The sequence below is a fragment of the Synechococcus sp. BA-120 BA3 genome (assembly GCF_034931285.1).
GTDB lineage: Bacteria > Cyanobacteriota > Cyanobacteriia > PCC-6307 > Cyanobiaceae > Cyanobium.
Genome location: NZ_JAYGHZ010000303.1, coordinates 1 through 9,034 on the forward strand (window position 1 = coordinate 1; position 9,034 = coordinate 9,034).

Annotated in this window: 9 protein-coding genes, 1 tRNA gene, 1 other RNA gene and 1 pseudogene; 6 read left to right on the forward strand and 6 right to left on the reverse strand. The window is 67.9% G+C overall.

Going from position 1 to position 9,034, the window contains the following annotated elements:
- Positions 1 to 192, reverse strand: a pseudogene (locus VB737_RS12445) (ribosome maturation factor RimM); the annotation flags it as partial.
- A 108-nt stretch (positions 193 to 300) separates the two neighbouring features.
- On the opposite strand from VB737_RS12445, the gene VB737_RS12450 reads away from it, so the two are divergent.
- On the forward strand, positions 301 to 480 hold the full coding sequence (locus VB737_RS12450; protein ID WP_015109734.1) for an NAD(P)H dehydrogenase subunit NdhS: 180 nt from the start codon (positions 301 to 303) through the stop codon (positions 478 to 480).
- Here the strand turns inward: VB737_RS12450 and rnc are convergent.
- The 4 genes from rnc to VB737_RS12470 all read right to left on the reverse strand — a co-directional run bounded on the left by rnc (position 458) and on the right by VB737_RS12470 (position 3,249).
- Positions 458 to 1,213: a ribonuclease III gene (rnc, locus tag VB737_RS12455; protein ID WP_500313376.1), complete on the reverse strand. Its 756-nt coding sequence runs from the start codon at positions 1,211 to 1,213 to the stop codon at positions 458 to 460. The two genes, VB737_RS12450 and rnc, sit on opposite strands and share 23 nt — an antisense overlap.
- 12 nt (positions 1,214 to 1,225) lie before the next feature.
- An RNA gene (rnpB, locus tag VB737_RS12460) (RNase P RNA component class A) lies at positions 1,226 to 1,629 on the reverse strand.
- 33 nt (positions 1,630 to 1,662) lie between these two features.
- On the reverse strand, positions 1,663 to 2,430 hold the full coding sequence (locus tag VB737_RS12465) for a hypothetical protein (RefSeq protein WP_500313378.1): 768 nt from the start codon (positions 2,428 to 2,430) through the stop codon (positions 1,663 to 1,665).
- 147 nt (positions 2,431 to 2,577) lie between these two features.
- Positions 2,578 to 3,249: a hypothetical protein gene (locus tag VB737_RS12470; protein WP_500313380.1), complete on the reverse strand. Its 672-nt coding sequence runs from the start codon at positions 3,247 to 3,249 to the stop codon at positions 2,578 to 2,580.
- A gap of 282 nt (positions 3,250 to 3,531) precedes the next feature.
- Here VB737_RS12470 and VB737_RS12475 point away from each other — a divergent pair.
- The 4 genes from VB737_RS12475 (at position 3,532) to VB737_RS12490 (ending at position 4,868) form a co-directional block, all read left to right on the forward strand.
- Positions 3,532 to 3,605 (forward strand) — tRNA-Arg (locus VB737_RS12475).
- Between the two features lie 43 nt (positions 3,606 to 3,648).
- Positions 3,649 to 3,900, forward strand: a complete 252-nt coding sequence (locus VB737_RS12480; RefSeq protein ID WP_190612536.1) for a hypothetical protein — start codon at positions 3,649 to 3,651, stop codon at positions 3,898 to 3,900.
- Between the two features lie 89 nt (positions 3,901 to 3,989).
- Positions 3,990 to 4,307, forward strand: coding sequence for a DUF8670 family protein (locus VB737_RS12485; RefSeq protein WP_500313381.1), 318 nt, complete (start codon positions 3,990 to 3,992; stop codon positions 4,305 to 4,307).
- 81 nt (positions 4,308 to 4,388) lie between these two features.
- Entirely contained in the window at positions 4,389 to 4,868 is a 480-nt protein-coding gene (locus VB737_RS12490) for a DUF8661 family protein (protein WP_500313383.1), read from the forward strand.
- 16 nt (positions 4,869 to 4,884) lie between these two features.
- On the opposite strand, the gene VB737_RS12495 is transcribed toward VB737_RS12490, so the two are convergent.
- A complete protein-coding gene (locus VB737_RS12495) occupies positions 4,885 to 7,446 on the reverse strand; it encodes a glycogen/starch/alpha-glucan phosphorylase (protein WP_500313384.1) in 2,562 nt (853 codons plus the stop codon).
- Positions 7,447 to 7,607: 161 nt separating this feature from the next.
- On the opposite strand from VB737_RS12495, the gene VB737_RS12500 reads away from it, so the two are divergent.
- Entirely contained in the window at positions 7,608 to 8,957 is a 1,350-nt protein-coding gene (locus VB737_RS12500; protein WP_500313386.1) for a cation:proton antiporter, read from the forward strand.
- Positions 8,958 to 9,034: the final 77 nt, after the last annotated feature.

Genomic DNA, 9,034 nt, shown 5'->3' on the forward strand with positions numbered 1-9,034 from the left:
GGCCTGCAGCCAGCGGGGGCCGGGCCGGGTGAACCGCTCGGGGAAGTCGCCCAGGGGCAGCAGACGGACGTCGCCGCCCATGCCCTGGGCCGCCACGACCCGCCCCACGGCCATGAGCTCACCCGTGTCGGCCGCTGGCCCCTCGTTGCTGCTGTCGGCCACGGCCTGATCGCTCCCGTCGCGGCGCATCATCGCGTCACGGGGCTGTGCGGTGCCCGCGGGCACCCGCCGGGGGCTCCATCGGGGCGCTTCGGCATCGATAATGGCCCCACTTGATGGTCCCCTCGCAGGGCATCCGCCATGGCCAGCAGCCCGATCCTGCCCGGTTCCACCGTGGTGGTGCGCGATCCCCGCTCCATCTACAACGGCTACCAGGGCTTCGTGCAGCGCATCAGCGGGGCGATGGCCGCCGTGCTGTTCGAGGGTGGCAACTGGGACAAGCTGGTCACCGTGCCGCTCAGCACCCTGGAGCAGGCCTGAGCGCCAGCGCCGCCAGGGCCGCCCGGGCCGCCTGCTGCTCCGCCTCCCGACGGGAGCGCCCCCGGCCCTCACCGCTGAGATCAGCCACCTCCACCAGGCATTCGAAGCGTTCGGGGTCCCCATGCACCCGGCTGCGCTCGTGGCAGCGGTAGGCGGGCAGTCCCTTCCCCTGGCCCTGGCTCCATTCCTGCAGCACCGACTTCCAGTTGTGGCGCGCGGGGTCGGCCAGCAGTTCAGCGGCGCTCCCCTGCCAGTGGGGGGCCAGCCAGCGCTGCACCACCGCCAGACCCCCCTGGGGACCGCCCCCCACCGTGTAGAAGGCGCCCACCAGCGCCTCGCAGCATTCGGCCAGCACGGTGGAGCGGCCGGCGCGGTCGCCGGCGGCCATCGGCCCCAGGAGCAGCACCGGCTCCAGGTCGATGCGGCGGGCCAGCTCGCTCAGCCAGCGGTCGGACACCAGCTGGGCCCGCAGGGCGGAGGTGTCGCCCACGCCCAGGGAGGAATGCTCCCGGTGCAGGAACTCGGCGGCCGCCAGCCGCAGCACTGCGTCGCCGAGGAACTCCAGGCGGTCGTGGTGGCGGGGGAGGCCGGTGGAGCTGTGGGTGAGGGCCTCATCCAGGGTGTCGAGGGCGGCGTCCGCGGCGGCCGGATCCGAAGGCAGCAGGCCGGAGGCGGCGCCGAAGCCGAGGCTCTCCAGGAAAGCCAGGAGTTGCTGGCGGCGCTGGGGCGTCATCGCGGGGCAAAGGGGGAAAGCAGGACGTAAGCCGGGTTCTGTTCTCCCCTGCGCGACGGCAGGGGGGGTGATCATCTGTCTGGGACCGCCGTCACCGGCGGCCTCGAGCGGCGCATGGGAATCGGGACGGGGAAGATGGCCAACCGCTGTCCCTGGGCCTTGCTCCCAGCCGGGGTTTACCGAGCCGGCACCTCTCGATGCCGCTGGTGCGCTCTTACCGCACCTTTGCACCCTTGCCTGTGCCCGGGACAGGCCCGGGCCATCGGCGGTGTGTTTCTGTGGCACTGTCCTCACGGTCACCCGCACTGGGCGTTACCCAGCAGGCCTGGCCATTGGGGAGCCCGGACTTTCCTCAACCGGCCGCGGCGATGGCCCGAAGGCCGCACCGCACCGATCGCGATCACCTCGCCTGCTTTCCTGGCCCACTGTAGGCAGGGGGCCCCGGGGCTTCATCCCACGCGGCCGCGGCGGCGGGACTTGTTGCCGAACAGACCCAGCGCCTTGTCGAGCAGGGTCGGCCCGCCTTCCTTCCCCTGGCCGAAGGCGGCGAAGCCCCCCGCGAACAGCAGGGACTTGAGGGTGTTGTTGGCCGCCTCGCTGATGAAGTTCTGCAGCCGCTGGGAGCGGGCCTGGTCGGTCTGATAGACGAGGGCGTTGAAGCGGGAATCCGCCTGGGCCACGATGGTCTGCTTGAAGGAGAGAAACGGCTGATTCAGCTTGGGGGGCAGGTTGATGGGTTGGTTCAGCTTGCCGAGCAGGGCGCGGAGCTCCTGCTCGTTGCTGGTGGCCTCCAGCTGCCGCTTGAACTTCTTCCAGGCCGCCTGGGTGCGGCCCTCCTCGCCGGATTTCTGCTGCAGCACCCGCATGCCCGCATACAGCTGAACCGGGATCATCACCAGATAGAGAATCGCCACCCAGGTGCAGATGTTGCGCAGCAACTTCACGTTTGCGTGGATGGGCTGGGGAGAGGCGGGCAAGGCTCCTGCCGTGCAGATCAGCAGGGTGCCGATCAGCAGGGAAAAGCCCGCTCCCGTCAAGGCGCCGGAGAGCTGCAACTGCCAGGCGGGGTCGAGCAGACGCACCGGCAGGGAACTGAACACCAGGGTGACGAGGCCCAGGCCTAGGGAGACCACGCCGATGGCGGAAAACGCCTGGGCGGCCTCCTTGCCGATGCGGACCTCACTGCTGCCTGAAGAACTGGGTCCGGTCGCATCCATCACTCGGCTTTCCTCAGAAGGCAGGGCCAAATCTACCGGTGTCCCGTCGTTTGTCAGGATGGGCGTTCATGCCGGTGCGGGGCTCGACCCGCACACAAAAAAAGCCCCCACCGGAGTGGGGGCAGGGGATACAGGACGACGCTGGGATCAGGCGGTCTGCTTGATGCGGCTGCGCAGCTTGCGGGAGAAGCCGAAGGCGGCGGCAGCACCCAGGATGGGCAGAGGACCGGGGACGGACTCATCCGCGAACTTCTGTGTGACGGTGTCACTGAAGCCGGGGGTGAAGTTGTTGGGCAGGTCGTCAACAAACAGCTCGGAAATGAAATCAGCCACGACGGGCTGGGCGGCGATCGGGAAAGCGATCGGACCGTCATCGAACTGGTTCAGACCAGCCCTGGAGGTCTCGGTGGTGATGGTCGGACCGTTGGTGAGGGCGGTCAGGGTCTTGGTCCAGGCGGGAACGTTGTCGCCCACGGCCGAGTTGAGGGCATCGGTACGGATGCTCGCCAGGCTTTGGCCGGTGTTGACGGCGTCAAACACCGTCATGGTGTAGCCGAACGTATAGGTGCCGGGCAGGAAGGCACCGAAAGCGGCCAGGGTGTGGTTGGCGCCGACGTTCTGGAAGAGGAAGGCAGCATCGCCAAGAGCAACGTTGGTGTCGTTGGTCAGGAAGAAGTTGCTGTAGATCTTGTCGCCGATCTGACAGGCGAACGATCCGCTGAAGATCGTGGTGCCGGCCACGGTGCTGTTGCCGCACTGCTGGACGACGGCGGTGCCTTCAACGCCGCCGGGGAACCCGCCGGAGGGGGCGTTGACCACCTGGGCTTGGGCCGGGGTGGCGGAAAGGAAAGAGGCGGCCAGGCTTGCGCTGAGCGCAGCCCCAAGGCCTATAGGCGATCTGAGCGAAAGCATGGTGGGTAGGAGGGAAGGAGTCATACCGTTGAAATACTACCACCTCTCACCCGTTTCACAGAATTCCCGGGTCCATGTCCACGAACCCGCAAATCCCGCCTCTGCCCCTGGCGACCGAGGCCAGGCGGCCACTGGGTTCTCACGGGGCTGGCCATCCCGGATCCCGGCAGCCCTCATAATTGATCGCCGGGGGCTGTAGCTCAGCCGGATAGAGCGACGGTTTCCTAAACCGTAGGTCGTGGGTTCAAGTCCCGCCAGCCCCGTTCCCCCGGCCGGCCTAGATTTCCTTGAGATTTTCTTAAGGCCGTGGCTCCCCGTCCCCTGCTCTCCCCCTGGCTGGCCATCCCCGTCGCCTTCCTCGCCGGTGCGGCCGTCGCCTCGGGCGTGGCCGTGGCCCAGCAGCCCAACATGCAGAACGCCCTGAATGCCCTGTTCAGCGCCCGCTCGTCCCTGCAGATGGCCGCCCCCAACAAAGGTGGGCACCGCGACCGGGCGATCAACCTGGTGAACCAGGCGATCGCCGAGGTGGAGGCCGGCATCGCCTACGCCGGCAACTGATCCCTGGCCTGGGCCGTAACGAGCGCTACCGCTGGTGGGCTTCCCAAAGCGGACGCTCCCGCTAGCGTGGCTCCAGTCGTCAGCAGCGGATGACCCAGCTTCACGACCTGCGCCTGCGGTTGCTGGTGCAACAGGAGAGCGAGAACATCGCCCACGCCCATCCCGATGAGCTGGATCTCTCGGTGGTGCAGGCCCGCTGCCTCTGCTGGCTGGCCCTGCTGGCCGATGCCCATGAGGAACAGGCCGGGGACGCCGAGCGCCGCGGCGACGTGGAGCAGGCCATGGGCTGGTTTGCCGATTCCATGCGTCTGCGCGACGTGATCCAGGTGGTCAGTTCGATCGAGATTCCCCTGCCCCTGCTCCATGAGGCTGGGGAGCCCTCCGATCAGGACCCGATGGCCGCCTGAGCGGTTCGGCGCCGGCGCTGCACTTTGCCCCGCTGTTCCCGGTCGGTGCCATGATGACCATTGAATGAAAGAAGGGACGCGGTGCCAGAAGAGCCCTGCCAATGTCCTGATTGCCAGCGGTTCTATCGGGAACACGACCGGCTGATCCGAGAAAATCCCAGCCTGCGTCAGCAGCAGGAGCTCAACTGGGCGGCGCTGCAGTCGTTCCGCACCCTCGCTGGCCGGGTCCTGGAGGAGCTCCAGAAGCAGCACGGCGACGGTGACACGCCCCCCACCCCCGCGGCCCCTGAAGCTGCCTCAGCCGACGCCAGCGCCGACGCACCCCCGGAAATCGAGGCGATCCAGCAGGCCATGGCCGATCTGGAGAACATCAACGCCCACCTCTTCTCCATCGAAGCCCTGATGGAGCGCATCTTCGACGTGAGGGTGCCCGAGCCCGTCGAGCAGACCTTCCGCGAGGTCGCCGGTGAACTGGCCCCCGACCCCCTCAACGCCGATCGCCTGCGCCTCAACCGGCTGCTGCACCAGACCCCCGACCTGCCCGATCACCGGGGCGGCTGACCCGCCCCGGCCCCCATCACTGGGCGGCCGGCAGCCGGCGGCCCTTGGCCGGGGCCTCGTCGATCTCGCAGGTGATGGTCACGGGGAACTCCTCCGCCTGCCAGATCCGCTCGCAATACTCCCGGATCGAGCGATCCGAGGAGAAAAGCCCGCTGCGGGCCGTGTTCAGCAGTGACATCCGGTTCCAGCGTGGGCGGTCGCTCCAGGCCTCGCTCACGTCCTGCTGGGCCTTCATGTAGGCCGCGAAGTCGGCCAGGACGAAGAAGGGGTCGCGGCCGGTGAGATTCTCCAGCAGGGGACGGAACAGCTCCTTGTCGCCGTTGCTGAAGTGGCCGCTCTCGATCAGGTGCAGCACCTCCGGCAGCTCCGGGGTGGAGCCGATCAGCTCCCAGGGCCGGTAGCCCTGCGTCTTGAGTTCGGCGATGCCTTCGGTGGTGCGGCCAAAGAGGAAGAAGTTGTCGTCGCCGACCTGCTCACGGATCTCGACGTTGGCGCCATCGAGGGTGCCGATGGTGAGGGCGCCGTTCATCATGAATTTCATGTTGCCGGTGCCGGAGGCCTCGAGGCCGGCGGTGGAGATCTGCTCGGAGAGGTCGGCGGCGGGGTAGACGCGCTCACTGAGCTTGACGTTGTAATCGGCCAGGAAGATGACCCTCAGGCGGCCGTCCATGTCGGGATCGGCGTTCACCACATCGGCGATGCCGTTGATGAAGCGGATGATCAGCTTGGCCATGGCATAGCCGGGGGCCGCCTTGCCGCCGAAGATCACGGTGCGGGGGGCCATGCCGCCCGCGAGGCCGTTCTTGATGCGCAGGTACTGGGCGATCACCTGGAGGGCATTGAGGTGCTGGCGCTTGTACTCGTGGATCCGCTTCACCTGCACGTCGAACACCGAGGCGGGATCCACCAGGACGCCCGTGTGGCGATGGATGTAGTGGGTGAGATGGCGCTTCACCGACAGCTTCGTGGCCCCCCAGTGCTCCAGGAAGCCGCTGTCGTCGGCGTAGCGCTCCAGCTGGCGCAGCTCGTCGAGGTTGCGCACCCAGCCGTCGCCGATCGAGGCGTCGAGCAGGGCCGAGAGCTGGGGATTGGCCAGGGCGACCCAGCGCCTGGGGGTGACGCCGTTGGTGACGTTGGTGAACTTCTCGGGCCAGAGGGCGGCGAATTCGGGGAAGAGGTCCTGCTTGACCAGGGCGCTGTGGAGGGCGGCGACGCCATTGACGTGGTGGGAGCCGACGGTGGCGAGGTGGGCCATGCGGACGGCCTTGTCGCCCGATTCATCGATGATCGAGAGGCGGCGCAGCACGGCGTCGTTGCCGGGGTACTTGAGGCGCACCTGCTGGAGGAAGCGTCGGTTGATCTCGAAGATCAGCTCGAGGTGGCGGGGCAGCAGGGAGCCGAACAGATCGAGGCCCCACTTTTCGAGGGCCTCGGGCAGGAGGGTGTGGTTGGTGTAGGAGAGGCAGGCGGTGGTGATGGCCCAGGCGGCGTCCCACTCGAGGTGCTTGTCGTCGAGGAGCAGCCGCATGAGCTCGGCGACGGCGATGGAGGGGTGGGTGTCGTTGAGCTGGATGGCCCAGTGGTCGGGGAACTCCTGGACGGGAATGCCGCGGGCATCAAGGCTGCGGATCATGTCCTGCAGCGAGCAGCTGACGAAGAAGTGCTGCTGCTTGAGGCGCAGCTGGCGGCCCTTGGCGGTGCCGTCGTTGGGATAGAGCACCTTGCAGAGGGTTTCGGAGCCCACCTTCTCCTCCACCGCGCCGTAGTAGTCGCCGCTGTTGAAGGCGTAGAAGTCGAAGGATTCGGTGGCATCGGCGCGCCAGAGGCGCAGCCGGTCGCAGGTGTTGACCCGGTAGCCCAGCACCGGCACGTCGTGGGGAACGCCGATGGCGTGCTCGGCGGGAATCCAGCGCACCCGGTAGGCGCCGTTCTGGTCGCGGTAGCTCTCGGTGTGGCCGCCGAAGCCGACGAAACAGGCCTGGTCGGGGTGGGGGATCTCCCAGGGCCAGCCGGCCTTGAGCCATTTGTCGGTGATCTCCACCTGCCAGCCGTCGCGGATGAGCTGGTCGAAGATGCCGAACTCGTAGCGGATGCCGTAGCCGGTGGCGGGGATCTCGAGGGTGGCGAGGGATTCAAGGAAGCAGGCGGCCAGACGACCGAGGCCGCCATTGCCCAGGCCCGGTTCCTCTTCCACGTCGAGGATCTCCTCGATGTCGTTGATGCCGAACTGGCGCAGGGCCTCGGCGGCCTCCTTCTGGATGCCGAGCATCAGCAGGTTGTTGCCGAGCTGGGGGCCGATCAGGAACTCGGCCGACAGGTAGGCGACGATCCGCTTGGGGCTGGCGCTGATGGCCTCGATGCCGGCCAGGTAGCGGGTCATGAGCCGATCACGCACGGCGTAGCTGAGCGCCATGTAAAGGTCGTGGCGGCTGGCGGTGGGAGCGAGCTTGCCCAGCGTGTAGAAGAGGTGCTCGGTCATGCCCTCGAACACGTCCGTCGCCGTCAGTCCGCTGCGGTCGGGGTCCGCGAAGCACCCGGGCGTGGGCAGGCTCAGGTTGCGGGGTTGCTGGTCGGTCATGGCGGTCGGCGCGCGGTGGTCCCTCGGGCACAGGTCTTGCCGTGCGTCCCAAGACCGTAGCGGTGGTTGCCATTCCCCTCGCCCGGCCTGTTGGGAGATCAGCAACGGAACACGTGACCAACGCCGACGCCCTTAGCGTCCGTTGGCCATTGTTTCGATTCATGGTCGCGCCCAGCCTGCTGCTAAAAGTCGGCAGCACCCAGATCGAGACGGTGGAAACGCTGCTGGAAGTGGGCCGTTATCTGGTCATCTTCCTGGCGGCCCGTGCCCTGGCGGAGTTGATGGCCCGCCTCAAGCTGCCCACGATCCTGGGGGAACTGGTGGCGGGCGTTCTGATCGGCGTCACCGGCCTGCACCTGATCCTTCCGCCAGCCGTCCATGCCGAGCTCAACCAGGGGATGCTCGCGCTGATCGGCAACTGCGCCGGGGTCAGCTCCGACACGGTGGCCGGGATCTACACCGAGAGCTTTCCCTCCCTGGAGGCCACCGCCAAGCTCGGTCTCTATGCCTTGCTGTTCCTCACCGGTCTGGAGAGTGAACTCGACGAGCTGATGGCGGTGGGCCAGCAGGCCACAACCGTGGCGGTCACCGGTGTGCTGCTGCCCTTTTCCCTGGGCACGGCCGGCCTGTACTACCTCTTCCATGTGCCACTGTTCCCCGCGGTGTTCGCCGGCGCCTCGATGACCGCCACCAGCATCGGCATCACCGCCAGCGTGTTCGGGGAGCTGAAGTTCCTCAAGACCCGGGAGGGCCAGACCGTCATCGGCGCCGCCGTGCTCGATGACATCTTCGGCATCGTGATCCTGGCGGTGGTGGTGGCCCTGGCCGCTGACGGGTCGCTCTCCGCCGGTCCGATCCTGCAGCTGGTGCTGGCGGCAACGGTGTTCGTGGCGATCGCCCTGCTCCTGAGCCGCACCGCCGCACCGGCCTTCGACTGGGTCGTCGACCGCCTCAGGGCCCCGGGGGAAGTGGTGGTGGCCGGCTTCGTGGTGCTGGGCCTGTGTTGTTTCGCCGCCGAGGCGATCGGCCTGGAGGCGGCCCTGGGCGCCTTCGCGGCGGGCCTGATCCTCAGCGCCTCGAAGCACACCAGGGCGATCCAGCAGTCGGTGAAGCCCCTGGTGGCCCTGTTCGCCACGGTGTTCTTCGTCCTGATCGGCAGCGCCCTCGATCTGTCGGTGATGAATCCCTTCAACCCCGCCAATCGCGAAGGATTGATCGTGGCCCTGTTCCTCCTGGCCGTTGCGGTGGCCGGCAAGGTGGCCGCCGGTTGGAGCTACCTCAGCGTGCAGAAGACCAACCGTCTGGTGGTGGGCCTGGGGATGATGCCCCGCGGCGAGGTGGGCCTGATCTTCCTGGGCCTGGGCAGCCAGGCCGGCATCCTCTCAGCCCCCCTGGAGGCGGCCATCCTGCTGATGGTGATCGGCACCACGTTCCTGGCCCCCCTGTTGCTGCGGCTGGCCCTGAGCGGCGTCGAGGTCCCCGCCGACGGCACCGCCGAGCCGGCCGCCTGATCGCGTCAGGGCCGGCGGTCGTCGTCGCGTCCGGCCGCCAGCCCGATCGACAGGCCGCCGAGCACGGCGATCAGGCC